We start from the raw sequence: 23678 nt of genomic DNA, 5'->3' as shown, positions 1-23678 counted from the left end.
CTACGGATGGTTGGCTCTCTTGGAAGTCATTGTCACGGGCTCACCCGATAATTCAAGCCGCAAACTGACCGACGTTAGCACTAGTATCCGTCTGCGCCATTCAGCCGCTGCAGGCGCTCGCGCATCGCCTTCTGCAAATCGTAGCCCGGCTTGCCGAACTCACCGTTGCGGCGGGCGATGAACTGATCCTGCTCGCGTTGCAGCTCGCGTGCCCGGCGCGGATCTTGCGTCTCGCGGATCGCACGAACGGTCGATGCGTTGATCTCGCGATCGAGGTCGGCGAGCTCGGAATTGGCGCAGATGGCTTTTTCCACCGCGCGGCGCGCCTTGCGGCAATCGAAGCTCGGCTTGCCGGCAACCGCGATCATGGCGCCCATCCGCTCCAGCTCGAGCGACAGCGACTTGTAGTTGGCTTTCGCCGCGGCGTGATTTGGATTGAGCTTGAGCGCGGCGCCGAAATCCATGATCGCCTTGGGCCGGTCGCCTTTCCGGCGCCACAGCTCGCCGCGCGCGTTATGCGCATCGGCCTGCGCCGGATCGAGCCGCAGCACGGTGTCGTAGTCGGTGATTGCGCGATCGATCGTCTGCTTGCGGTCATAGGCTGCGGCGCGCGCCATCAGGGCCTTGATGCGGTCGGACTTCGCCGCCTTCTCGTTGTCGATGAACCCGCCGCAGACGTCGATCGTCTTGTCGTCGTCCTCCGCGGCGGCCGCTGCCAGGCAAGGCCCCGGATCAACCTCGACATCCTTGCCCGGCTCGCTGCCGGTTGCGCCTGCGACACCGGCCACGACCATGCATGACAGCGAAACACTGAGCGCCAGGGCCAGATGTCCAGAGTTGCGTCGCATCACAATCGCCGACAGGGCGCCCCTCTCCAGCGCTCGAACCAACCAGGCGCACCGTCCTTCAGCACGCGCAATTGCGGCAAAACCACACGCTGGATTATACGTCAATTGCGACGATCGGCTGCACGGGGTTCATCTTGCTGACATTCGAATGGATCATCGGCCTTCTGCTGGCGGCCGTTGCGCTGTCGGCGCTGGCCCGGCGGCTCAAGGTGCCCTATCCGACGTTCCTTGCGATCGGCGGCATGCTGCTGGCCCTGCTGCCGTCCGGCCCGTCCTGGACGCTGGAACCGAAGCTGGCGCTGGCGCTGTTCGTCGCGCCGGTGCTGCTCGATGCCGCCTTCGACACCTCGCTGCGCGACCTTCGCAACAACTGGCTACCGGTCTCGACGCTGGTGCTCGCGGCGGTCGGCATCACGACCACTGCCGTCGCCGCGGTCGCGCACTGGCTGCGCCCGGATATGCCGTGGGCGGTTGCGATCGCGCTCGGCGCCATCGTGGCACCGCCCGATGCCGCGGCCGCCACCGCGATCCTGCGCCAGGTCAATCTGCCCTACCGCATCCAGAAAATACTCGAGGGCGAAAGCCTGCTCAACGATGCCAGCGCGCTGTTGATCTATCGCGTCGCCGTCGGCCTGGTTGCCGCCGAACACATGAAGGTGCGGGAATTCGTCCCCTCGGTCGCGGTGGCGCTGCTCGGAAGCCTCGCCGCGGGCTATCTGTTCGCGCAAGTCTGGACGTTGATCACGCGCCGCATCACCGAGGCGCCGAGCGCGATCATCACGCAATTCGGCGGCACCTTCATGGTGTGGATCGTCGCCGAGCATGTCGGGCTGTCCGGCATCCTCACCATCGTCGCCTACGCGACCACCATCGCCCGCACCGCGCCGGCCCGCACCCCGGCACGGCTGCGCGTGTCCTCCTATGCGGTATGGGACACCGTCGTCTTCGTGCTCAACGTGCTGGCGTTCATGCTGATCGGCATGCAGTTGCGTCCGATCTGGTCTGGTCTCGACGCCGACGTGCGCTTCCAATACGGCACGTTCGCCGCCTCGATCCTCGCCGTCGTGATCGTCGTCCGCATCGCCTGGGTGATGCCCTATGGCGTCTTCCTGCGCGCCTTGAAGGCGCACGGCCTGCTTTCACCGCGGGTGGAGATGGCGGTGCCCACGGTGCGGCGCGGCATCGTCGTGTCCTGGTGCGGGATGCGCGGCATCGTCACGCTGGCGGCCGCCTTTGCGCTGCCGGAAAGCTTCCCCTATCGCGATCTCATCCTGCTCACGGCCTTTGCCGTGGTGCTGGGCTCGCTGGTGCTGCAGGGCCTGACGCTGCGGCCGCTGATCCTGGCGCTGAAATTCGAGGAGGATGATCCGGTCGCGCGCGAAGCCGCGCACGCCCGCGCCGTCGCCTATCGCGCCGCGCTCGATGCGGTCGAGAGCGATCCATCCGAGGAAGCCGAGATCCTCCGTCTCGAATATCGCGCCGTGCTGCTGCGCGCCGAAACCGAACCCGACGGCGGCGTGGCGACGAGCGAACTGCCGGCCGATCCGCTGCGCCGCCGCGCCATCGCCGCCGCCCGCCTGGCGCTGCTCAATCTGCGGAGCATCGAAGTGATCGGCGACGATGCCTTCCATCTGGTCGAGGAAGAACTCGACCGCGCCGAGCTCAGCGCGGAAGTGTGATCCGTCGCCCCCGCAACAGCCTCTCACGCACCCGACTTTGAGGTGATGCCGCCATCGACGATGAGCTCGATGCCGGTGACATATTTCGATTCATCGGAAGCCAGAAACAGAGCGGCGTTGGCGACGTCCCAGGCGTCGCCCATGTGCCCCATCGGTACCTGCGCGTCGCGGGCGCGCCACATCGCCTCCACGTCGCCCTTGGCGTAGCTCTGCGCCAGCCCCGCCGAATGCGCGACCATCGGGGTCTTCATCAGTCCGGGCAGGATCGCGTTGACGCGGACATGCTTCGGCGCGAACTCGACCGCGGTCGAGCGCGTCATCTGGTTCATCGCGGCCTTGCTCGCGTTGTAGCTGACATAGGAAATGCCGACATGGCGGATCGAGGCGATCGAGGAGATGTTGATGATCGAGCCGCCGCCCTGCTTGATCATCACGGGAATGACGTGCTTCATCGCCAGATAGGCGCTCTTGAGATTGACCGCGAAAACGCGATCCCATTCGGCTTCGCCGACCTCGACCACGCTGCCGACCTCGGCGATGCCGACATTGTTGTCGAGCACGTCGATGCGCCCATAGGTCTGCAGGCAGGCTGCGACCATTGCTTCAACCTCGCCGGCGCGTGAGACATCAGCGGTGAATGCGGTCGCCCTGCCGCCCTCGCCGGCGATGATTCCTGCGGTCTCTTCCGCAGCCTCACCGTTGCGATCGACGCAAAACACGCTGGCGCCCTCGCGCGCGAAGGTGACGGCGGTCGCCTTGCCATTGCCCCAGCCGGGTCCGATCGAGCCCGCGCCGACCACCATCGCAACCTTGCCCTTGAGCCGATCCATCGATTGTTCTCTCCTTTATTGTTTCTTGAAGCCCGGATGGAGCGGAGTGCAATCCGGGAACGCTGGTCCCGGATTTCGCTAGCGCTCCATCCGGGGCTACCGATCGTGACACACACTCATCGTGGTGACATTAGCACCGATCGGATGCCCGAAGATCTCCGATAGCGTCTGGCAGTGTCCCTCATGGCATAGATGCCATTCGCCGGCGGCACCGGAATTGCCGAGCACGACCTGGGGCCGTGGCGCCCGCGGCGGCGTCCACTGGAACCAGCCGTCGACGAGGCGTGCCTCCGGCGGCGGCTCCATGCCGGCGCCGAAGCCCTTGATGCGAGCCTCGACGAGGTCAAGCCCGGCGTCCGTGACACGCCAGTCTTCCTGCCAGGCCGTCTTCTCGATCGAATGCGTCCAGGCCAGCGTGAAGGCGGCGATCGACAGCGCCTTCACGACACCTGCCGAGGCGAGGCAGAGGCTCAAGCCGCCGCCACCGCATTGCGCGACCGCTGCCGCCACTGCCAGAGCAGGACCGCCGCGGCGAGCGTGAAGCCCGCGGTATCCGAGAACGGGAAGTCGCCGAGCAGGCAGAGCGCACCGGCAAACGCCACGGCCAGTTCGATCAGCGCCAGCCGCGTGAACAGGAAGCCGATCGCAACCACGCCGAACAGGGCGATCGCGACCAGCGCCTTCAAGGACGCGAGCGCCACCGCGCCGTAGAAGCCGAGTTGCGCGACCATTGGATCGCTGGTCTGCAGCATCAGCGCCGGCGAATAGACGAAGATGAAGGGAATGACGTAGCCGGCAAGCGCGATCCGCATCGCCTCCCAGCCGATCTTGTCGGGATTCTCCTTGGCGATCGGCGCCGCCGCAAGGGCTGCAAGCGCCACCGGCGGCGAGAGGTCGGCCATGATGCCGTAGTAGAACGCGAACATATGGCTCGCAATCAGCGGCACGCCGAGCTTCGCCAGCGCGGGCGCGGCGAGTGCCGCGGTGATGATGTAGGTCGGAATGGTCGGGATGCCGGTGCCGAGCAGGATCGACAGCAGCATGGTCATGATCAGCGCCAGGAACAGGCTCTTGGCGCCGAGGCCGATGATCCAGCTCCCGAAGATGGTGCCGACGCCGGTCTGCGTCATCATGCCGATGATGGTCCCGACGATGGCGCAAGCCATGCCCACGGTGAGCGCCGATTTGGCGCTGTCGGCAAGCGAATCACGGCATGCGGCGAGCGTGGCGCGACCGCCGCGGGTGATCGCCGCGATCGCGATCAGGCCGGCGACGATGCAGGCGACGGAAACGATCTCGAGCCCGTTGCGCGAGACCGCCGCGACCACCAGGGCGAGCCCGATCCAGAAGATGTAACGCAACGCGGTGTTGGAGAAGCCGAGCGTGATGCTGGCGCCGAGGATCAGCGCGACCGTCAGCGCAAGCCCCATGCTGCCGGCGTAGAGCGGTGTGAATCCCTCGAACAGCATATAGACCAGCGCTGCGAGCGGCAGCACCAGGTACCAGCGCGCCACCAGCGCCTTCCAGGCGCTAGGGATTTCCGAGCGCTTCATGCCGACCAGACCGTGCTTGCCGGCTTCCAGATGCACCATCCAGAACGCGGAGGCGAAGTAGAGGACCGCCGGGATCACCGCGGCCTTGACGATCTCCGAATAAGGAACGCCAAGCGTCTCCGCCATGATGAAGGCAACCGCGCCCATCACCGGCGGCATGATCTGCCCGCCCATCGAGGCGGTGGCCTCGACGCCGGCGGCGAAGGCGCGGCGATAGCCGAACTTGATCATCAGCGGAATCGTGAACTGGCCGACGGTCACGACGTTGGCGACACCGGACCCCGAGATCGTCCCCATCATGCCCGAGGCGAACACCGCGACCTTGGCCGGTCCGCCGCGGGTGCGGCCGAACAGGCCGAGCGAGACATCGGTGAAGAGCTGGATCATGCCGGCGCGCTCGAGGAACGAGCCGAACAGGATGAACAGGAAGATGTACGTCGCCGAGACGTAGATCGGCACGCCGTAGAAACCTTCGGTGCCGAAGGAAAGATGCGTGACGATCTGGTCGAAATCGTAGCCGCGATGATTGAGCGGCGACGGCAGGTACTGCCCGAAGAACCAGTAGAGCAGACAGGCGCCGCACATCAGCGGCAGTGCCGCGCCCATCAGCCGCCGCGTGCCTTCGAAGATCAGCACGGCGAGCAGCGTACCCACAACAAGATCAGTGGTGGTCGGGTCGCCGTCGCGGGCGATCAGGTCGGCGTAGAAGATCCACTGGTAGAGCCCGCAGAGGAAGCCGGCGGCACCGACGATCCAGCTCATCGCGCGGCCGAAATTGGTCTTCGCGGTGAAATTGCCGATCAGACCGAAGGTCAGCAGGATCAGGAAGCCGACATGGACGCCGCGCACCACCTGGCTCGGCAGGTAGTTGAAGGCTGCGACATAGAGCTGGAACACTGCAAAGGCGAGACCGATCGCGTAGGCCAGATAGCCCCAGCCGCCCGGTCCGAAGCCTTCCGGAAAGCCGTGCTCGAAATTGTCGAATTCAACCTTGTCAGGCTGCTGAGCGCCCTCGGCCTGCTGCTGCATGAATGTGTCCCCCGCCGTCCCCGCGGCGCGGCAAGCGCCTGGGTGGCGCTTGGGCCGCGTTCACCGTGTGTCATGCGCGGGCTCGACCCGCGCATCCATCAAAAAATCAACGTCTTTAGAAACATCGATGGCCGGGTCATCCCCGATCGAGTCGAGGACAGGCGCCCGGCCATGACGCATTTATCCATGCCGTCTCTTACTTGATCAGGCCCTTTTCCTTGTAATAGCGGATTGCACCGGGATGCAACGGCACCGGGCTGCCGCTCGCAGCCGTCTCGAGCTTGATTTCCTTGCCCGCGGCATGGGCATTGGCGAGCTCCGGCAGCGATTCGTAGATCAGCTTGGTCATCTGATAGGCGAGATCGTCCGATACGGCGCTGGAGGTGACGAGATAGTTCACCACCGCCGCGGTCGGCACATCCTTGTCCTGGCCGGTATAGGTGTTGGCCGGGATGATCACCGACACGAAGGGCGGACCGATCTTGTCGACGGTCTCCTTCGGAACGGCGACCACGGTGATATCGGTCGAGGTCGAGAGGTCTTTCAGCGAGGCGACGCCGAGGCCGGCAGACTGCAAGGTCGCGTTGAGCTGACGGTTCTTCATCAGGTCGACGGATTCCGCGAACGGCAGATACTCGACCTTGCCGAGATCCTTGTAGCTCATGCCCGCGGCCGCGAGGATCGCGCGCGAATTGAGCTCGGTTCCGGATTTCGGCGCTCCCACCGACAGGCTCTTGCCCTTGAGATCGGCCAGCGTCTTGATGCCGCTTTCGCTGGTCGCGACGATCTGGATGTAGTTCGGATAGATCGCGCCGATGGTCCGCAGCTTGTCGAGCTTGTTCTTGAAGCCAGCTTCCGCATCGCCTTCCCAGGCCGCCTTCAGCGAATCGCCGAGCGTGAATGCGAGCTCGCCGCGGCCCTGCTGCAGCAACACCAGATTCTCCACCGACGCCTTGGTGGCCTGTACCTGGGTCTTCACGTTGGGAATCTTGTCGCCGTAGATTTTGCCGATCGCGACGCCGAGTGGATAATAGACGCCGGACGTCCCACCCGTCAGTACGTTAATGAACTGCTCGGCCCGTGCGACAGGCGCCGACAAAACGCTGGCTGCCACAACCGCAGCAGCCACCAACTTCGAATTCATGAGTATTATTCTCCACTTGAGCCGGCCGGAAATTGGCCGGACACCCCCGCCGGGTCAACCCATCCAAACGACGCATGCTTGTCGCACGCGCCCGCCATGGCCGTCACCCGCCGGATGTGGGAACCCGGCCCGCGCGAGTCGATTGAGGATGAGCCTTGCCCGCGAGGTATTACTTGCGGCCGTCCTGATCGACAGCAGCCACACCAAACGCGCGTAGATCGTCATGGCTGCTCTGATGCCCCCTTGCTCGTCGTCGCTGCCGTCGCGTGCATCGGATCGATCAGCGACTGCGCGCCGATGGGAGAGACGTTGCGAGCAGCAAGCGTGACGCGGGGCTCGGCTGCACGGGCCGCGCCAAGCAGATGGCCGACGCATTCCCACCCTCTCTCGAGAGATCACAGCGCGACGGGAGCACCATCCGCGCGCGCGATTGATTCGCGTCTGATTCGTGTCGAGCCACCCGGCTTGATGTCCGACAATGGTGCAGAAACGCGCCGGCGTGAGCGCATCAACACAGACATTAACGGCGTCCCTTGATGAAACACGACGTCGTCACATCCGGCGACGATCGTGGCCCGCGTCAATCGCGCTTATGAACGCTGGATGACGCATTTATTGCAGTCAAAGATGCCACGTCACGCGCCCTTTCGCTCGCAATTTGATTCGAATTTGCGGCCTTAAGGTTAGCGAAGCAACGCATGTATGATCCCAAAATTTCCATGATTGCCCCCGCCGCTCCGATGTACGACTCGCTCGGGGCTACTCGGAATAGGGCGAGCATGAACCACATCAGTCATATCGGACGCGCACGAGCCGGCTGGTTCGGGCAGCGCAAGCTGACGCCGCGCGCATGCATCGCGGACAGCAAAAAACACCTTCGCACCTTCCTTGCGGAGGCACTCGAAGACCTCGGCTTCATCACCAGCGAATGCGGTCAAGCCGACGAGCTCGACAACGTCTTGGACGCGGAACGACCCGACCTGCTGGTGCTCGGCGTGTCCGTGGACGGGATCGAAGTCAGTAAAATTCTCGAGACTTTGGTGAGAAAGGAGTACGGCGGCAAGGTCCTGGTCATCGGCCTGCCGGACTCGATCATCGTCAAGGCCGTCAGACAAATTGGCGACGAGTACGGTATCGCGATGCTGCCGGCATTGCCGACACCGTTCAGCGCGGCAACCCTTCGTGACACTCTTGCGTCACTGCTTCCGGTCGAGCCTGCGCCGAGCCCGGCGGTTGACGTCCCCGAAGCGCTGAAGGCCGGCTGGCTCGAGCTCTGGTATCAGCAGAAGATCCAGCTCCGTACGCTCGTTCCGAGCGGGGCCGAGGCGCTGATCCGGATGCGCCATCCGGCATGGGGGATCGTTCCGCCCGCATATTTCATTCCCGATGACGACGACCCGCACTTCCAGGCCTTGTCGGAATTCGTCATCGAGCGGGCGATCGAGGACTGGCGATATCTGCTGGAGCAGAAGGGGCCGGTTGATTTCTCCATCAACCTGCCGATCTCCTTCCTGGCCAACGCCGATGCGGTGGGCGAGCTCTGCCGCCGGATGCCCGATCACCCGGCGTTCGCGGGCCTGCTGATCGAGATCGACAGCGCCGAGCTCATCGACAATCTCGATCTCGCGATCGACGTCGCCAGGCGCGTGCGCTTGCACAACATCGCGATCTCGATCGACAATGTCGGCGCCAATTGGCCGTCCTTGATGGGACTCGAGACCTTTCCCTTCGTCGAGCTGAAGGTCGATCATCAGTTCGTCACCGGTAGCGCCGATCAGCGTCTGAAGCAGACGGTGTGCCGCCGGATCGTCGAGCTGGCCCACGACAACGGCGCGCGCGTCGTCGCGCAAGGGATCGAGACGCGCGCGGACTTCCTTGCCGCGCACGACATGGATTTTGATCTGGTCCAGGGATACCTGTTCGGAAAGCCGATGGGTCTCAGGAAGTTCGCGAGATCGCGCCTGCAGCTTCCGGCGGAAAGGAACGTCGCGTCCTGAGCCTGGATCGCGTCAGGTCCGGGCGCTGCGACCGATTCCGCGCAGCGCCTCGCCGCGCGCGATCAGCCGCCTGACGTTCGAATAGGTCGGGACTTCGAGCAGCGCCGCCGAGTTCGACCCGTGCAAGACCGCGCCGCCATCACTGGAACGTCATATCGAGGCACTTCGAGATGTCGGAGCCGAGCCCCGACGAGATGGTGATGCAGCCGCGGATCTTCTGCGTGTTGTTGTCGCTCGCCCAGATCGCATAGCCACCGGGGCCGAAGAACGAGTTGGTGTTCGGCGGCTCGGTCTCGGTGGCGTCGAACGAATAGTTGCCGTCGGTGTCGAAGATGCGCGGCTTCTTGGTGCAGCCGCCGTCGGCCTGAACGTTGATGACCTCCTTGTTGTCCCGCGTCAGCGCCAGGGACACCTGGCAGCGGAAGTATTCCGAGGTCTTGGCGTTGAAAAGATACGCATACGACCTGCAGGTCGCCGTGTTGAGTTTGCCGGCCGAGAGGCCGCGGCTGCAGGAAATCCGCTGGTTGTTGGAGAGCTTGAATTCGTCCGCCTGTGCGACCGAAGCCAGCATCATCAACGACAGAGCGACACCGAAACCGATCTTCACGACGTGGTGCATGCGAATCATCCCAAGCTGTGTTCTGGCAATGAAATGCTTGTAGACGGAAACGCGAAGATAGTCGCGCAGCAGGAAATCACAAAGTCGCCGACATGCGCGAATGAGCCGCGCCCATTGTCGTATTGACGGCGCGGCGACGTTCGTGATTTGTTCAAGGCACTGATACGACGCCATTTTTCGGCCGGAGGTGGATCATGACGCATTTTTCAACCAAGACCTTTTTCGCGACAATAGCCCTCACTGCGCTATCGACATCCGCCTTCGCTCAAGCGGCGACGCCGTGGGAGCTGAAGCCCGACATGGGCTATGCCTATGGCAAGGACGGCAAGACCTGGTCCTACAAGATGGGCACCAACAATGCCGGCACGCTGTTGAAGGGGGCCAAGAAGGTGCCGAAGGGCACGCTGTTCTTCATCGGTCAGAACGGCCAGCTTTACATGCGCTCCGGTCCCTATCTCGAGGGCGACGGCAAGTTCATGTTCGGATCCGAGTAGCACTCCAGCCACATCGATCCACCGTGGCGGCAGGTGAGGGTCAGAACGCCGAAGCGAGCTCCTTCGCACCGGGCTTGCTGCTGTTGTAGTCCATCCGCTCGTTGGTCACGGCAAGCAGCTTCGCCACCGTGTTGTGGCGGATCGCCACCGGGTTGCGCTCGTAGCCGGAGCGCTGAAAGAAGTTCGAGGTCGGCACCTGCTCGCGCAGCCCCTGCGGCATGGTCACCATATCGAAGCCGGTCCCGTCGCCGGTCAGGTTCATCATCTCGAGCTCGGCTGCGGTGAGCGGCCGGTTGTAGCCCTTGGCACGCGCGAAGAGCACCGAGGTCAGGAGCTTGTGGGTCTGCAACATCGGGCCGACGTCGATGTCGAGCACCATGGCGTGCACCGCCCAGCCCTGCGGCGTGTCGGCGAGCCGCGCATGCGCCGACCAGTCGTCCGGCACCGTGCGCGTGAACGCGACCATCTTCTTCAGCACCGCGAGCTTCTGTTCCATGGCCTTGCGCGCCGGACCCGACGTGGCCGCAACCCGCTGTGTCAATTCGCGCACGAATTCGTGGCCCTGCTCGGCCATCAGCTCAACGCTGTTGGTGGTCAGCAATTGGTTGTAGCCGACTGCGGTGGAAATGGCGCGCTTGCCGCCATGCTCAATGCCCGACTGGACGTCGTAACTGCCGGTGCCGCCGGTCTCGAACGAATAGACCCGCACCGCCTGTTCCGGGGTCAGGCCCGCCGCGCGAGCATACCGGGCATAGGCACGCTTGAACTCCATCTCGGAGGCAGGACGCTGCGGCGTGAACTGGAATTGCTCGGCTGCCGCGCGGACGAAATCCGCGACCACCGGGATCGGTTTGCGCGGCGGCCGCGGCCGCTCCTCTTCCTCCTCCGGCGCCGGGTTCACTGGCCGCTTCGGCCCCTGATAGATCGGCGGCTGCTCCAGCACGTAGTCGTCGAGCGTGACCTGCACGCGGTCGCGGCGCTTGACATTGCGGGTGCGCCGCTTGTCGGCAATCGCGTTCCAGTAGGCGTCCGCCTCCTGCTCGAAGGCGGCGCGCGCCTCCAGATATTCCTTCAGCTTGCGGCGATATTCGGCGATCGCGAACGGAGACACCGCCTGCGCCATCGCGTTCGCGGTGGCCGGCGGCAAGGCGCGAGCCTCGTTCGCCGATACGGACGGCGCCGCCGCGGTCAGCGCGAGCGCGACAAGTCCAAGGCACGGGCGAATCAATTGCGGGCGCATGAGCCCCTTGTAGCAAGCACCGGCGCGAAGTCAGCCCGGAATTCCGCGGGGCCGCGCGTTGTGATGCCGCGGAGTTGCGCCGCGAAAACAACATCTTTGCCCCCTCGCGCAGAGGCATGTGGCCCCCCTTGCCCGAAAGATGAACAGACAGTTTCGCCGGCACAATTCGAGCCCCGCTATCTCCAGGCAAACACCGGCTGCTCCAGATCGGCGACACGGGTCGCGCGCCCGGCCAGCACTTCGCTGAACTGATAGATCAGCGCCGCCGTCGGCGCATGGATGAGCTGGCCGCCGAGGCGGAAGCGGATCACGCGCCGCACGCTTTCCGGGATCGAGACAAAGGTGAAAGCATCGGCGGCCTCGACCGCATCCAGGGCGATACGATGCACGGAGGCGACCTCGTCCGGGTTCGGCGCGATCTCGGCCTGGCTGCCTGCCCAGACCACCACCGGCGTGATCAGATAGCCGGATCGCGTCGGGTAATCATCGAGCACGCCGAGCACGGCGCTGTTGCCGAGCGACAGTCCGAGCTCCTCGTGCAGCTCGCGCAGCGCGGCCTGCGCCTGCGTCTCGCCGTGATCGCAACGCCCGCCCGGCAGCGCCCATTGCGCGCTGTGCGCGCGAAGGCTGGCGCTGCGACGGGTCAGCAGAAACGCCGTGTCGTTGCCATCGTCGCCTTCGGTCAGCGCGATCGCGACCGCCGCACGCTTCAGTGTCGGCGCGGCATCCATAGGCGCCAGCCGCGTGAACGCGGCGCAGAGCTCTGCGATATTCCGCCGGGTGGCATCGTCAAATGTGCGGGCCATTGATCTTGACTACAACACAACAGCGTTTGATGAAATGACGCTTGGCACATACCCGCCTGCAACCAATGGACCCCATCACATGACGGCGAAGGCCGCGGACAAACTCAAATCCGACGGCTGGAAGATCGTCGACACCACTGGCTTCCTGCATCTGGTCGGCCCGCTGTGGCAGCGGATGAACGACGACCTCCCCGAATACGCGCTCGTGACCGAGGACAAGCATCACAACCGCCGCGGCCTCGTGCAGGGCGGCGTGATCATGACATTCGCCGACCGCTGTTGCGGCATGACCGCGCGCCACGTCTCGGGCAAGCCGACGCTTGCGACGGTGCAACTCGACACCCATTTCGTTGAAGCCGGCAAGATCGGCGAGATCCTGATCACCCGTCCGCGCGTGGTGCGCTCGACCCGCAGCCTGATCTTCATCACCACCGAGGTGACCGTCGACAAGCGCTGCATCGCAATGGCCAATGGTGTATTCAAGATCCTGAAGAGCGAGAGTTGACCATCGTCGTTCCGGGACGGTCCGAAGGACGACCCGGAACCTCGAGATTCCGGGTTCGATGCTAACGCATCGCCCCGGAATGACCCGGGAGGAACGATCGATGCACTACCGCCAGCTCGGCCGCAGCGGCCTGAAGATTTCTCCGATCTGCCTTGGCACCATGATGTTCGGCGGACCGACCGACGAGGCGACATCGGCGCGGATCGTCGCCAAGGCGCGCGACGCCGGCATCAACTTCATCGACAGCGCCGATGCCTACAATGGCGGCAAGTCCGAGGAGGTGGTCGGCCGCGCCATCTCCAACCATCGCTCCAACTGGATGCTCGCAACCAAGCTCGCCAATCCGATCGGCGACGATCCCAACCATGGCGGACTGTCGCGGCGCTGGGTGCTGCAGGCGGCCGACGAGAGCCTGAAGCGGCTCGGCACCGACCACATCGATATCTACTATCTGCACAAGGAAGACCACGCGACGCCGCTCGAGGAAACGCTGCGCGCGATGGGCGACCTGATCCGCGCCGGCAAGGTGCGCTACTTCGGCGTCTCCAACTACCGCGCCTGGCGCGTTGCCGAAATCTGCAACATCTGCGACCGGCTCGGCATCGACCGCCCGATCGCGAGCCAGCCCTACTACAACGCGATGAACCGGATGCCTGAGGTCGAGCACTTCCCGGCCTGCGGCTATTACGGCCTCGGCATCGTGCCCTATAGCCCCTTGGCGCGCGGCGTCCTGACCGGCAAATACGCGCCCGACGCGGCGCCGGCCGCGGACAGCCGCGCCGGCCGCAACGACAAGCGGATGATGCAGACCGAATGGCGGCCGGAATCCCTGCAGCTCGCGCAGGAGATCAAGCGCCACGCCGAGGCCCGCGGCATCACCGCGGGACAGTTCGCGGTGTCGTGGGTGCTGAACTCGTCGTTCGTCAGCTCGGTCATTGCGGGCCCGCGCACCGAGGCGCAGTGGGACGAGTATCTCCGCGCGCTCGACTATCGCTTCACGGCGGACGACGAAGCGCTGATCGACCGCCTCGTCGCGAGCGGTCATCCCTCGACGCCGGGATTCAACGATCCGGCCTATCCGATCGAGGGACGCCGGGCACGCACGGAGCGGCCGCTCTGACAGCAGGCGCGCGACCTGGGACTGGCGCGCGGTCCCAATCGCCGGCATTGCGAGGAGCTCGCGACAAAATTGCAAAGCAATTTTGCGCTGAAGCGACGAAGCAATCCATCTCTCCGCTCGCGGCACGATGGATTGCTTCGCGGAGCCTGTCATCGGGCGCGCATTCGCGCGACCCGGTAGCTCGCAATGACGGCGTCTGGCACCGGTCTTGAACCGGCACTCCGCTCGGTCTTGCCGAAGCTACGTTTCGCAGCTTCCGAATTGCGCGCGCCTCTGCCCGGCTGCACCATCAGCGCATGACAATGCGGACGCTGGTGCTGCAATGACGGCATCCAAGATGCTCGACTGGATCGTGGCGCTGCTCGTGTGCTGGGCAAGCCTGACCGCGATCTTCGAGCCTCGGCGCGAGGCCGCGCAGTGCGATAGCAGCTACGCGAGCCGCGTGACCCAGGCCACGCCGGCGATTCCGACGCAGGCGGAGTTCGACGAGATGATCGGGATATGAAGCTCCACGACTGAGCGGAGTGGCGAAGCGCGGAAAGCCTTTCGTCTTCAAATTCAGCCTCGAAATGAATCAGGGCGGCGCCGAGGCGCCGCCCTGAAGGATCGTCATTGCCGGCCGCTTACTTGTGGCCGACCAGGTCGAAGCGATCGGCGTTCATCACCTTGGTCCACGCCGCGACGAAGTCCTTGACGAACTTCTCCTTGGCGTCGGCGGAGCCGTAGACCTCCGCGAACGCGCGCAGTTGCGAGTGCGAGCCGAACACCAGGTCGATGCGGGTGCCGGTCCACTTGAGCGCATTGCTCTTGCGGTCACGGCCCTCGTAGACGCCCTCGCCGACATCGTTCCACTTCGTCCCCATGTCGAGCAGGTTGAGGAAGAAGTCGTTGGTCAGCGTGCCCGGCTTGCCGGTGAAGACGCCGTGCTTGGACTTCTTGGCGTTGGCACCGAGCACGCGCAAGCCGCCGACCAGAACGGTCAGCTCCGGTCCGGTCAGCTTCAGGAGCTGCGCGCGGTCCACCAGCGCCTCTTCGGGCGTCATGAACTGCGGCTTGCCGCTGATATAGTTGCGGAAGCCGTCAGCCCGCGGCTCGAGCGGCGCGAACGACGGAGCATCGGTCTGCTCCTGCGACGCATCGGTACGCCCGGGCGTGAAGGGAACCTTCACGTCGGTGCCGCCATCCTTCGCCGCCTTCTCGACGGCAGCGACGCCGCCGAGCACGATCAAGTCGGCGAGCGAGACCTTCTTGCCGCCGGCGTTGAACTCCTTCTGGATGGCTTCGAGCTTGCCGAGCACTCCCTTGAGCTGCGCAGGCTCGTTGACGTCCCAGTCCTTCTGCGGAGCGAGACGGATGCGCGCACCGTTGGCACCGCCGCGCTTGTCGGAACCGCGGAAGGTGGACGCCGACGCCCAGGCCGTCGACACCAGTTCGGACACCGACAGACCCAAAGCGAGAATCTTCGCCTTGAGCGCTTCGGTATCCTTGTCGTCGATCACGGCATGATCGAGCGCCGGGACCGGGTCCTGCCAGATCAGCGTCTCCTTTGGCACCAGCGGGCCGAGGTAGCGCTGGATCGGGCCCATGTCACGGTGCGTGAGCTTGAACCAGGCGCGGGCGAAAGCGTCCGCGAACTGGTCAGGATGCTCGTAGAACCGGCGCGAGATCTTCTCGTAGGCCGGGTCCATGCGCAGCGACAGGTCGGTGGTCAGCATGGTCGGCTTGCGCTTCTTCGACGGGTCGAACGGATCCGGAATGATCGCGTCCGCGCCCTTCGCCACCCATTGCTGCGCACCTGCCGGGCTCTTCGTCAGCTCCCATTCGTACTTGAACAGGTTCTCGAAGAAGTAGTTGCTCCACTTGGTCGGGGACTGCGACCACACCACTTCCGGACCGCCGGTGATCGCGTCAGCACCGACGCCGGTGCCGAACTTGCTCTTCCAGCCCAGGCCCTGGTCTTCGAGTGCCGCGCCTTCCGGCTCCGGACCGATCAGCGACGGATCGCCCGCGCCGTGGGTCTTGCCGAAGGTGTGGCCGCCGGCGATCAGCGCGACGGTCTCCTCGTCGTTCATCGCCATGCGGAAGAACGTCTCGCGGATGTCCTTCGCCGCAGCGACCGGGTCCGGATTACCGTTTGGGCCTTCCGGGTTGACGTAGATCAGGCCCATCTGCACGGCGCCGAGCGGCTCCGAGAGCTGACGCTCGCCGCTGTAGCGCTCGTCGCCGAGCCAGGTGCCCTCCGGACCCCAGTACAGCTCTTCCGGCTCCCAAACGTCGGCACGACCGCCGGCGAAGCCGAAGGTCTTGAAGCCCATCGACTCCAGCGCGACATTGCCTGCCAGGACCATCAGGTCGGCCCAGGAGATCTTGCGGCCGTATTTCTGCTTGATCGGCCACAGCAGCCGGCGCGCCTTGTCGAGGTTGGCGTTGTCAGGCCAACTGTTCAGCGGGGCGAAGCGCTGCTGACCGGCACCGGCGCCGCCGCGGCCGTCGGTGATGCGGTAGGTGCCCGCGCTGTGCCAGGCCATGCGGATCATGAGGCCGCCGTAGTGGCCGTAGTCGGCGGGCCACCATTCCTGCGACTCCGTCATCAGGGCGTGCAGGTCCTTGATGACCGCGTTGAGGTCGAGAGTCTTGAACTCCTTCGCGTAGTCGAACTCCTTACCCATCGGGTCGGACAGGTTGGAATTGTGATGCAGGACCTGGACGTCGAGCGTGTTGGGCCACCAGTCACGATTCGTGTGTCCGCGGGTGCCCGTAAATGGGCATTTGCCCGCGCCTTCGTCGGTTTTTGCGTCCATGTTTCTTCTCCGAGGTGATGGATTCTGGAATCTGCTGGAGCTCTTCCAAGAATGAGTCTACGCGTCCGATTCCATCAGGTGAAATTGACTTTAATGATCGCATCGATAAGATAATCTGATGATAAACGTCACACTCCGGCAACTCAGATATTTCGATGCGCTGGCCCGCCACGGTCATTTCGGGCGCGCCGCCGACGCCTGCGCGATCTCGCAGCCGGCGCTGTCGATGCAGATCCGGGAAATGGAACAGGCGCTCGGCGGCGTGCTGCTCGAGCGTGGCGCGCGACAGGTGACGCTGACCAAATTCGGCGAGGAACTCTTGCATCGCGTGCGCGACATCCTGCGCTCGGTCGACGAGCTCGGCGACTTCGCGCGCGCCTCGCGCGACCGGCTCGCCGGGCGCTTGCGCGTCGGCATGATTCCGACGATCGCGCCGTATCTTCTGCCCAGGGTGATCGAAAATCTCGCGCGGCTGCATCCCGAGCTCGACATCCATGTCCGCGAGACGCTGACGCCGAAGCTGATCAAGGAGGTCTCCGAGGGCCGGCTCGATACCGCGATCGTGGCGCTCCCGGTGTCGGAGCCGTCGCTGACCGAGGTCGCGCTGTTCTCTGAAAACTTCCTGCTGGTCCGGCCGGGTGCCGAGGCCGGAACGCCGGTGCCGAGCAGCGAACGGTTGCGCGACATGCGGCTCTTGCTGCTCGAGGAAGGCCACTGTTTCCGCGACCAGGCGCTGTCGTTCTGCAACATGCAGTCCTCGCCGCCGCGCGAGGTGCTGGATGCGAGCTCGCTGTCGACTCTGGTTCAGATGGTCGGCGCCGGCATCGGCGTCACCCTGATTCCGGAAATGGCGGTTGCGGTGGAAACGCGCTCGGCGCCGGTCGTGGTCTCGCGCTTCAGGAATCCGCAGCCCTCGCGCACCATCGGCATGGTCTGGCGCAAGACCAGCCCGCTCGCCGCACAGCTCCAGCAGATTGCCGAAGTGGTCTCGCTCGCCGCCGACGCGCTGCACGCACCGAAGGCGGATGGCGGCGTGAAGGAGGCGACCAAGCGCGCGATGCGGCGAAAGTAGCGCTGCTCGTTCCGTCGTCCCGCGCAGGCCGGGACGACGCCGCGGATAGTTCTCGCTCGATGTCTCACGCCGTCAATCCATTGCTCTGCATATGCGGGACCATGGATTGTCGCGGCGCCGCACGCCTCGCAATGACAAGGATAGTTCCGAGTTCGCGTCTCAAGCTGTACACTGTCATCACCCGCGAAAGTCCGGCATGACCTCGCGACAGTGCCAAGTTCTCCGCTGTCGTCCCTGCGAAAGCAGGGACCCATAACCATGGGATTGCGTTGCTGAAGCGCACTGTGGCTCCAACCTCGCAAGACAATGCGCAGTCGTGGTTATGGGTCCCGGCTCAAGGCCGGGACGACAGCGAGTATGTGGCGCAGCGTTTGAGTCACATTCGCATTCTCGCGACATGTTTTGTCCGAGCTTTGCTGTTCGTTTCGCCCTCATCAGGTAGAGGGCGCAGGGAAAGCCGGGTGCCGATCGCACATAGACCCGGTGCAGTAAAAATAGCACCGGGGTAGGACCACAGGTGAAACCGGAGCAAGCCCGGCTTTCCCTGCGCGATGGGTCACGGCTTATACGTGCTCGCCCCGGCGAGACTGGGCTTGGTTGGCAGCCTGGGCCGAATGTCGCGGCGCGACCTATGCGCCGGTCACGCGCCAGATCACGTTGCCGACGTCGTCGGCCACCAGCAGCGAGTCGTCCGGGCCGAGCGCGACGCCGACCGGGCGGCCGTAGGATACCTTCTCATCGGGCGCGAGAAAGCCCGACAGGATGTCACGCGCAGGACCCGAGGGCCGGCCGTTCTCGAACGGCACGAACACGACCTTGTAGCCGGACAGCGTCGAACGATTCCACGAGCCGTGCTGGCCGATCACCATGCCGTCGGGAAAGCCCGGCAACGTATTTGAAGGCATCCAGCACAGGCCGAGCGAGGCAGTGTGGCCGCCGAGCGCGTAGTCCGGCTGGATCGCCTCGGCGACCATCGCCGGATCCTGCGGCACGCGGTCGTCGACGGTCTGCCCCCAGTAGCAATAGGGCCAGCCGTAGAAGCCACCGTCGCGCACCGAGGTCAGGTAATCCGGCGGCGTCTCGTCGCCGATGCCGTCGCGCTCGTTGACCACGGTCCAGAGCACGTTGGTGGTCGGCTCCCAGGCGAGCCCCACCGGGTTGCGCAAGCCGCTTGCGAAGATACGGCTGGTGCCGGCGGCGAGATCGAGCTCGTAGATCGCGGCGCGGCCTTCCTCGACCTCGAAGCCGCTCTCGGCGATGTTGCTCAGCGAGCCGACGCCGGCGTAGAGCCTCTTGCCGTCGGCGCTCGGCAACAGGCTGCGGGTCCAGTGCCCGGCGGGCTTGAAGGTGACGAGCTTGCGTCCCTGCGCCGTGATGCGATCCGCACCTGCGGTGTAGGGAAAGGCCACCACGCCATCGGTGTTGCCGACGTAGAAGGTGTCGCCGACGAGCGCCATGCCGAACGGCTGGCTCAAGCCCTCCATGAAGGCGCCGCGCACTTCGGCGACACCGTCGCCATCACGGTCGCGCAGCAGCGTGATGCGGTTGGCGCTGACGCCGAGCGCCGCGGCGCGTCGCATCGTCGCCTGCATCGCATAGTGAAACACGGTGCGCGGCGTGCCCGCGATCTGCGTTGCCTCGGCGATCAGCACATCGCCATTGGGCAGCAGGTTGATCCAGCGCGGGTGATCGAGCCCGGCTGCGAATGCGTTCACCTTGAGCCCGGGCGCCGCGGTCGGCTTTTGTCCACGGTCCCAGCCGCGCGCGGTCGGCATCTTGAGCGTCGGAATCGCACCTTGCGATTTCGCCGTCGGAATCTCCGGCGCGCTGCCCCAGGCGGGCTTGGGCGTCTCGCCCTGCATTCGCCGCCACGCCAGCGCGACTGCGCCGATGCCCGCCACCACGCGCGCAAACATTCCGGACATGCTCATCAAACTCCCCCATTTCCGATCGCGCGCAACCGCAGTCGCGGCGCGCCCTGGCCGGCCCGCCGGCACCTGCGAGCATTGGCATAATGCCGGCGCCGATGACAGTAATTATACGATCTTCGCAGGCTTCATCGAATCGGCGAGCCTGCAGGTGGGCGTTCTTCGTGAGCGCTTCCTCCCTGAGACCTTGCCCGCCGCACTGGCGGGCTTCTTTTCCTGATCCCAGCCATGCAGCTCATGTGCGGCTGCTCGTCACGTGGTGCAGATCGTACGCCCCGGAACGATATTCGCAGCCCTCGCTCACATCGGAGTTGATCGGAAAAGCGGGAACGCTCGCCCATTGAGGTCGTTGGTCGCGACACCAGCAAGGAGCTCGCAATGCAAACGAAGATCAAAGTTGTGTCACTGGCCGCAGCCACGCTGTTCGCAACGACGGCAGGTGCATTTGCGCAAGGCTACTATCCCTACGGGAACTCCGGACCCTATTATAGGGGTGGCCCGCGTTACGAGGCCGTGCAGCCAAACGTGATGTACTATCCGGCGCAACCGGGCTGGTATGGTTCCCTCAATGGCGCCAACCACCCGACGCCCAGCTCGACGCAAGGCGACGTCGGTCCGGAGGGCAACAACAACGGTACGCTGACCGGCCCCTACTATTACGGCCAGTGGTAATTCACCCAGACCAGAACCAAGGCCCGTCGCTCGTCCAGCGGTGGGCCTTGTTCATGTTCCGGCACAAGCGACGTCGATGCAGTGATGCCGCTCACTTCACCATCGCGCCATAGACGATGTCCTGGACGTTCTCGCGATAATATTTGCGCAGCTCGCCCGGGGCTGCCGTTCCCACCACCACGACGAGGCGCTCCTGCGGATCGCAGAAGAATTGCGTGCCATAGGCGCCATTCCAGGTGAACTCGCCAGGGTTGCCGGGCACCGACGACAGGCCCTCGCTGGTCCGCACCGCCACCCCGAGACCGAAACCGAAGCCGCCGCGATGCGGCTCGACGTTGGCGACGTTGTTCTTGATCTCGGGCCCGAGATGGTTCGACGTCATGTGATGCACCGTCTTGGGGCTCAGGATACGCTTGCCGTCGAGCTCGCCGCCGTTGAGCAGCATCTGTCCGAAACGGAGATAGTCGCCGACGGTGGCGAACGAGCAGGCGCCGCCGCAATCGAACCTGGTTTGCGCATCGAGCAGCTTGATCGCCTGCGGCTTGCCGGTGAGTGGATCGTTGGCGAATGGATGGGCAAGACGCTCGCGCTGCGCCTCCGACGGATGGAAGGTCGCATCCTTCATGCCGAGCGGCCCCCAGACATTGGCTGCGAGGTAATCACCGAGCCGCTGGCCGGAGACCTGTTCGACGACCGCGCCGAGCACGTCGATCGAGAAGCCGTATTCGAACGCGGTCGACGGCTGGTGCGCCAGCGGCAGCTTGGCGATGCGCTCAATGAAGGCCTGGGTGTCGCCCTCGAGCGCCGGCGCGATGCCGTCGGGATAGAGCCGCACCAGCGGGCTCGAACTGTCGGGTCGCCCGCCATACATCAGGCCGGAGGTGTGACGATAAAGGTCGTGAATGTGGATCGGGGAGGCCTGCGGCTCCATCTTCAGCGAGCCGTCCGGCTGCGGCACGCCCACCTTCATCTCGCCGAACGCCGGATAATATTCGGTGAGCTTCGCTTGCAGCGGCAGGCGGCCCTGCTCCATCAGCGTGAGACCCGCGACCGCTGTCATCGGCTTGGTCATCGACGCCAGCGCGAACACCGCGTCAATCGGCATCGGCGTGTCCTTCGCCGGGTCGAGCTGGCCATAAGCCTTGTAATGCACGAGCCTGCCGTCGCGCGCGATCGCCACCACGGCGCCCGGCACGCGCTTGGCCGCGATCTCGCGCGCAAAGAAATCGTCGAGCCGCGCGAGGCCTTGTTTCGAAAAGCCGACCTGACTGGGCTCTGCCTCGGGCAACGGGGCCGCGTGACTCATGCCGGCGACAAAGACAGCCGCGGCAGCCATGATGAATCGTCTCATCGTTCCTCCCAGGATCGCGGGCGATTGTTGTTCGATGCGCTGCCCGCCGGCCGCAGGCTTAGATCACGCTGCCAGCAGCGGCAAGGCTTGGCCTTGCGTGGGCAGCGTCACACGCGCGCATGCCTTCCGCGAAGAACGGCTCGACCTCATGCGCGAACGTCGTGAGCGCGGCGGGCCGCGTAACAAAACTGTGCTCGTGACGAAACTGTTTTGCGCCGGCGACGAAATCGAGCCGCAACACGAGGGGTCTATGATAGCGCCTGGAAGGGAATTGCGTCTGTACCACTGACTTTTCAACGGAGAGTAAGATGGAAATCGATAGCGACCGCCTGAACTCTTTCATGGGAAAAATGATCGGCGACGTCGGCGCGGCAATGAATGCTTCGCTGATACTGCTCGGCGACAAGCTCGGTTTATACCGCGCGCTCGCCAAGGGCGGCTCGATGAACTCCGCCGAGCTTGCAAAGGCGACCGGAACGAGCGAACGATATGTGCGCGAATGGCTGTCCGCCCAGGCGGCCTCCGGCTATGTCCAATACGATCCCGTCAATGGGACGTTCTCGATGCTGCCGGAGCAGGCGATGGCACTGGCGGACGAGGATAGTCCAGTGTTCCTCGGCGCCGCGGGTAACATCATCGCGGCGGCCTTTCTGGACGAGCCGAAAATCTCCGACGCGTTCAAATCCGGCAAGGGCGTCGGCTGGAACAGGCGGAGCGAATGCCTGTTCTGCGGGACGGCGCGCTTCTTCCGCACCGGCTACAAGCATCACCTGGTGCAAGAATGGCTTCCTGCGCTCGAAGGCGTCACCGAGAAGCTCGAGCGCGGCGCCGTTGTCGCCGACGTCGGCTGCGGCCATGGCGTGTCGACGCAATTGATGGCGAAGGCCTTTCCGAACTCGACATTCTATGGCTTCGACTATCATGACGGCTCGATCGCGACCGCGCGCGAGACCGCACGCGCCGAAGGATTGGCCGACCGCGTGCACTTCGAGGTCCATTCGGCCAAAACGTTCCCGAAGCGCGGCTATGACCTGGTCTGCTTCTTCGATTGCCTGCACGACATGGGCGATCCAGTGGGCGCGATCCAGCACACGCGCGACAGCATGGCCGACGACGGCACCTGCATGCTGATCGAGCCGTTCGCTAACGATCGGTTGCAGGACAATCTCAATCCGGTCGGCCGGCTCTACTACGCCGCATCGACGATGGTGTGCACGCCGGCCTCGCTGGATCAGGAGGTCGGCCTCGCGCTCGGCGCCCAGGCCGGCGAAGCGCGGCTGCGTGATGTCGCCCGTCAGGGCGGCCTGACGCGCTTCCGCCGCGCCACCGAGACTCCGTTCAACCTGATCCTGGAAGCGCGGCCGTAACCCCGGGCTTGAGCTTGCTGAATGGAAGTCCCCGAGGCGGCAACCGCCGAGGGGATTTTCGCGTTCGGTCTCACGTATCGGAGCGGCTCGTTGGCGGATAGACCACCGTGCCGTCGTCGCGGACGACCGCGCTTTCGGTGAGGCGGGCCGGCTCCAGCCGGCCCTGCCCCATGATGTGGATGACGGTCTCGCCAGCCGCGATGAGATAATCGGAGACGATGCGACGGTGGCAGCGCCACCACACCGCCTCCGAACACATCATCACGCAGCGTTGCCGGTGCCCCTCCTCGCGCAGATGTTGCAGACCTGAGTGAAACGGCGCCGACAGCGCATAGTCAGCGTAGTTGTGAAAGCTCTCATTGCTCCAGAAGCCGTTCACGGACGGCGGCAGGCTTCGCGCCTTGCCGCGGAGCCCACCGAGAGCAGGGACATGCTCATAGGAGATGCCGGCGGCCGCCAGCGGTTCGGGAAGCGCATCCTTGTTGAACTGCGGATTGGTTCGCGACCGCGGCACCGTCCTGATGTCGATAACGCGCTCGATCCCCGGCCCAGTCAGGAGCGCGATGAAATCCTCGAGGCTTCGGGTGGAGTGGCCGATCGTGTAGAACGGACGCGTCACGCTC

The 23678-nt window shown here is 64.7% G+C and carries 23 protein-coding genes; 10 read left to right on the top strand and 13 right to left on the bottom strand.

Going from position 1 to position 23678, the window contains the following annotated elements:
* Nucleotides 1-80: 80 nt before the first annotated feature.
* Nucleotides 81-848 (bottom strand): lysozyme inhibitor LprI family protein, encoded by a 768-nt coding sequence (locus P6U30_RS05345; protein ID WP_407168475.1) that lies wholly within the window; start codon nt 846-848, stop codon nt 81-83.
* A gap of 134 nt (nt 849-982) precedes the next feature.
* On the opposite strand from P6U30_RS05345, the gene P6U30_RS05340 reads away from it, so the two are divergent.
* Entirely contained in the window at nt 983-2527 is a 1545-nt protein-coding gene (locus P6U30_RS05340; RefSeq protein WP_407168474.1) for a cation:proton antiporter, read from the top strand.
* Nucleotides 2528-2550: 23 nt separating this feature from the next.
* Here P6U30_RS05340 and P6U30_RS05335 read toward each other — a convergent pair whose 3' ends face one another.
* The 4 genes from P6U30_RS05335 to P6U30_RS05320 all read right to left on the bottom strand — a co-directional run bounded on the left by P6U30_RS05335 (nt 2551) and on the right by P6U30_RS05320 (nt 7083).
* Nucleotides 2551-3357 carry an SDR family NAD(P)-dependent oxidoreductase gene (locus P6U30_RS05335; RefSeq protein ID WP_407168473.1) on the bottom strand — a complete coding sequence of 269 codons (807 nt, stop codon included), beginning with the start codon at nt 3355-3357 and terminating at the stop codon, nt 2551-2553.
* A gap of 96 nt (nt 3358-3453) precedes the next feature.
* Entirely contained in the window at nt 3454-3831 is a 378-nt protein-coding gene (locus P6U30_RS05330) for a DUF1850 domain-containing protein (protein WP_407168472.1), read from the bottom strand.
* Nucleotides 3828-5939, bottom strand: a complete 2112-nt coding sequence (locus P6U30_RS05325) for a TRAP transporter permease (protein ID WP_407168471.1) — start codon at nt 5937-5939, stop codon at nt 3828-3830. The genes P6U30_RS05330 and P6U30_RS05325 overlap by 4 nt, the downstream gene beginning before the upstream one ends.
* Nucleotides 5940-6135: 196 nt before the next feature.
* Nucleotides 6136-7083 (bottom strand): TAXI family TRAP transporter solute-binding subunit, encoded by a 948-nt coding sequence (locus P6U30_RS05320; RefSeq protein WP_407168470.1) that lies wholly within the window; start codon nt 7081-7083, stop codon nt 6136-6138.
* A gap of 779 nt (nt 7084-7862) precedes the next feature.
* Between P6U30_RS05320 and P6U30_RS05315 the strand changes: the two genes are divergently transcribed.
* On the top strand, nt 7863-9080 hold the full coding sequence (locus P6U30_RS05315; RefSeq protein WP_407168469.1) for an EAL domain-containing protein: 1218 nt from the start codon (nt 7863-7865) through the stop codon (nt 9078-9080).
* A gap of 139 nt (nt 9081-9219) precedes the next feature.
* Here the strand turns inward: P6U30_RS05315 and P6U30_RS05310 are convergent, their stop codons facing one another.
* Complete coding sequence (locus tag P6U30_RS05310) at nt 9220-9699, bottom strand: hypothetical protein (protein ID WP_407168468.1); 480 nt, start codon at nt 9697-9699, stop codon at nt 9220-9222.
* Between the two features lie 194 nt (nt 9700-9893).
* Here P6U30_RS05310 and P6U30_RS05305 point away from each other — a divergent pair, with 194 nt between their 5' ends.
* Nucleotides 9894-10193, top strand: a complete 300-nt coding sequence (locus P6U30_RS05305) for a hypothetical protein (protein WP_407168467.1) — start codon at nt 9894-9896, stop codon at nt 10191-10193.
* A gap of 40 nt (nt 10194-10233) precedes the next feature.
* On the opposite strand, the gene P6U30_RS05300 is transcribed toward P6U30_RS05305, so the two are convergent.
* Together P6U30_RS05300 and P6U30_RS05295 are read right to left on the bottom strand one after the other, a co-directional pair.
* Complete coding sequence (locus tag P6U30_RS05300) at nt 10234-11433, bottom strand: hypothetical protein (RefSeq protein WP_407168466.1); 1200 nt, start codon at nt 11431-11433, stop codon at nt 10234-10236.
* A 176-nt stretch (nt 11434-11609) separates the two neighbouring features.
* The gene (locus P6U30_RS05295) at nt 11610-12239 is read right to left on the bottom strand and encodes an NUDIX hydrolase (protein ID WP_407168465.1); all 630 of its coding nucleotides are present in this window, start codon (nt 12237-12239) and stop codon (nt 11610-11612) included.
* Between the two features lie 79 nt (nt 12240-12318).
* Here P6U30_RS05295 and P6U30_RS05290 point away from each other — a divergent pair, with 79 nt between their 5' ends.
* From P6U30_RS05290 to P6U30_RS05280, 3 genes are all read left to right on the top strand, one after another.
* On the top strand, nt 12319-12744 hold the full coding sequence (locus tag P6U30_RS05290) for a PaaI family thioesterase (protein ID WP_407168464.1): 426 nt from the start codon (nt 12319-12321) through the stop codon (nt 12742-12744).
* A gap of 100 nt (nt 12745-12844) precedes the next feature.
* The gene (locus P6U30_RS05285; protein ID WP_407168463.1) at nt 12845-13864 is read left to right on the top strand and encodes an aldo/keto reductase; all 1020 of its coding nucleotides are present in this window, start codon (nt 12845-12847) and stop codon (nt 13862-13864) included.
* Nucleotides 13865-14201: 337 nt separating this feature from the next.
* A complete protein-coding gene (locus P6U30_RS05280) occupies nt 14202-14369 on the top strand; it encodes a hypothetical protein (protein WP_407168462.1) in 168 nt (55 codons plus the stop codon).
* Between the two features lie 118 nt (nt 14370-14487).
* On the opposite strand, the gene katG is transcribed toward P6U30_RS05280, so the two are convergent.
* The gene (katG, locus tag P6U30_RS05275) at nt 14488-16665 is read right to left on the bottom strand and encodes a catalase/peroxidase HPI (protein WP_407168461.1); all 2178 of its coding nucleotides are present in this window, start codon (nt 16663-16665) and stop codon (nt 14488-14490) included.
* A gap of 118 nt (nt 16666-16783) precedes the next feature.
* Here katG and P6U30_RS05270 point away from each other — a divergent pair, with 118 nt between their 5' ends.
* On the top strand, nt 16784-17737 hold the full coding sequence (locus P6U30_RS05270; protein ID WP_407168460.1) for a LysR substrate-binding domain-containing protein: 954 nt from the start codon (nt 16784-16786) through the stop codon (nt 17735-17737).
* A 629-nt stretch (nt 17738-18366) separates the two neighbouring features.
* Here the strand turns inward: P6U30_RS05270 and P6U30_RS05265 are convergent.
* Entirely contained in the window at nt 18367-19668 is a 1302-nt protein-coding gene (locus P6U30_RS05265) for a PQQ-dependent sugar dehydrogenase (protein ID WP_407168459.1), read from the bottom strand.
* Here P6U30_RS05265 and P6U30_RS05260 point away from each other — a divergent pair.
* Both P6U30_RS05260 and P6U30_RS05255 read left to right on the top strand, forming a co-directional pair.
* Nucleotides 19661-19885, top strand: coding sequence for a hypothetical protein (locus P6U30_RS05260; RefSeq protein ID WP_407168458.1), 225 nt, complete (start codon nt 19661-19663; stop codon nt 19883-19885). The two genes, P6U30_RS05265 and P6U30_RS05260, sit on opposite strands and share 8 nt — an antisense overlap.
* Nucleotides 19886-20043: 158 nt before the next feature.
* Entirely contained in the window at nt 20044-20337 is a 294-nt protein-coding gene (locus P6U30_RS05255; protein WP_407168457.1) for a hypothetical protein, read from the top strand.
* A gap of 91 nt (nt 20338-20428) precedes the next feature.
* Here P6U30_RS05255 and P6U30_RS05250 read toward each other — a convergent pair whose 3' ends face one another.
* Both P6U30_RS05250 and P6U30_RS05245 read right to left on the bottom strand, forming a co-directional pair.
* Nucleotides 20429-21688: a serine hydrolase domain-containing protein gene (locus tag P6U30_RS05250; protein ID WP_407168456.1), complete on the bottom strand. Its 1260-nt coding sequence runs from the start codon at nt 21686-21688 to the stop codon at nt 20429-20431.
* 58 nt (nt 21689-21746) lie between these two features.
* Entirely contained in the window at nt 21747-21929 is a 183-nt protein-coding gene (locus P6U30_RS05245) for a hypothetical protein (RefSeq protein ID WP_407168455.1), read from the bottom strand.
* Between the two features lie 67 nt (nt 21930-21996).
* Here P6U30_RS05245 and P6U30_RS05240 point away from each other — a divergent pair, with 67 nt between their 5' ends.
* Nucleotides 21997-23055 carry a class I SAM-dependent methyltransferase gene (locus P6U30_RS05240; RefSeq protein ID WP_407168454.1) on the top strand — a complete coding sequence of 353 codons (1059 nt, stop codon included), beginning with the start codon at nt 21997-21999 and terminating at the stop codon, nt 23053-23055.
* A gap of 70 nt (nt 23056-23125) precedes the next feature.
* Here the strand turns inward: P6U30_RS05240 and P6U30_RS05235 are convergent, their stop codons facing one another.
* Nucleotides 23126-23674 carry a DUF488 family protein gene (locus P6U30_RS05235; RefSeq protein ID WP_407168453.1) on the bottom strand — a complete coding sequence of 183 codons (549 nt, stop codon included), beginning with the start codon at nt 23672-23674 and terminating at the stop codon, nt 23126-23128.
* Nucleotides 23675-23678: the final 4 nt, after the last annotated feature.

Origin of the sequence: Bradyrhizobium sp. ORS 111, assembly GCF_045571485.1 — a bacterium.
Classification (GTDB): domain Bacteria; phylum Pseudomonadota; class Alphaproteobacteria; order Rhizobiales; family Xanthobacteraceae; genus Bradyrhizobium.
Note: the sequence above shows the minus strand (reverse complement) of the source record. Positions and strands in the feature narration are given on the sequence as shown.

Excerpts from the sequence above, each read along its gene's own strand:
- P6U30_RS05295 (WP_407168465.1), bottom strand. The coding sequence starts at position 12,239 with ATGGCCCGCACATTTGACGATGCCACCCGGCGGAATATCGCAGAGCTC.
- P6U30_RS05285 (WP_407168463.1), top strand. The coding sequence starts at position 12,845 with ATGCACTACCGCCAGCTCGGCCGCAGCGGCCTGAAGATTTCTCCGATC.
- P6U30_RS05300 (WP_407168466.1), bottom strand. The coding sequence starts at position 11,433 with ATGCGCCCGCAATTGATTCGCCCGTGCCTTGGACTTGTCGCGCTCGCG.
- P6U30_RS05305 (WP_407168467.1), top strand. The coding sequence starts at position 9,894 with ATGACGCATTTTTCAACCAAGACCTTTTTCGCGACAATAGCCCTCACT.
- P6U30_RS05325 (WP_407168471.1), bottom strand. The coding sequence starts at position 5,939 with ATGCAGCAGCAGGCCGAGGGCGCTCAGCAGCCTGACAAGGTTGAATTC.
- P6U30_RS05265 (WP_407168459.1), bottom strand. The coding sequence starts at position 19,668 with ATGAGCATGTCCGGAATGTTTGCGCGCGTGGTGGCGGGCATCGGCGCA.
- P6U30_RS05315 (WP_407168469.1), top strand. The coding sequence starts at position 7,863 with ATGAACCACATCAGTCATATCGGACGCGCACGAGCCGGCTGGTTCGGG.
- P6U30_RS05260 (WP_407168458.1), top strand. The coding sequence starts at position 19,661 with ATGCTCATCAAACTCCCCCATTTCCGATCGCGCGCAACCGCAGTCGCG.
- P6U30_RS05345 (WP_407168475.1), bottom strand. The coding sequence starts at position 848 with ATGCGACGCAACTCTGGACATCTGGCCCTGGCGCTCAGTGTTTCGCTG.
- katG (WP_407168461.1), bottom strand. The coding sequence starts at position 16,665 with ATGGACGCAAAAACCGACGAAGGCGCGGGCAAATGCCCATTTACGGGC.
- P6U30_RS05310 (WP_407168468.1), bottom strand. The coding sequence starts at position 9,699 with ATGCACCACGTCGTGAAGATCGGTTTCGGTGTCGCTCTGTCGTTGATG.
- P6U30_RS05320 (WP_407168470.1), bottom strand. The coding sequence starts at position 7,083 with ATGAATTCGAAGTTGGTGGCTGCTGCGGTTGTGGCAGCCAGCGTTTTG.
- P6U30_RS05335 (WP_407168473.1), bottom strand. The coding sequence starts at position 3,357 with ATGGATCGGCTCAAGGGCAAGGTTGCGATGGTGGTCGGCGCGGGCTCG.
- P6U30_RS05280 (WP_407168462.1), top strand. The coding sequence starts at position 14,202 with ATGCTCGACTGGATCGTGGCGCTGCTCGTGTGCTGGGCAAGCCTGACC.
- P6U30_RS05255 (WP_407168457.1), top strand. The coding sequence starts at position 20,044 with ATGCAAACGAAGATCAAAGTTGTGTCACTGGCCGCAGCCACGCTGTTC.
- P6U30_RS05250 (WP_407168456.1), bottom strand. The coding sequence starts at position 21,688 with ATGAGACGATTCATCATGGCTGCCGCGGCTGTCTTTGTCGCCGGCATG.
- P6U30_RS05240 (WP_407168454.1), top strand. The coding sequence starts at position 21,997 with ATGGAAATCGATAGCGACCGCCTGAACTCTTTCATGGGAAAAATGATC.
- P6U30_RS05270 (WP_407168460.1), top strand. The coding sequence starts at position 16,784 with ATGATAAACGTCACACTCCGGCAACTCAGATATTTCGATGCGCTGGCC.
- P6U30_RS05290 (WP_407168464.1), top strand. The coding sequence starts at position 12,319 with ATGACGGCGAAGGCCGCGGACAAACTCAAATCCGACGGCTGGAAGATC.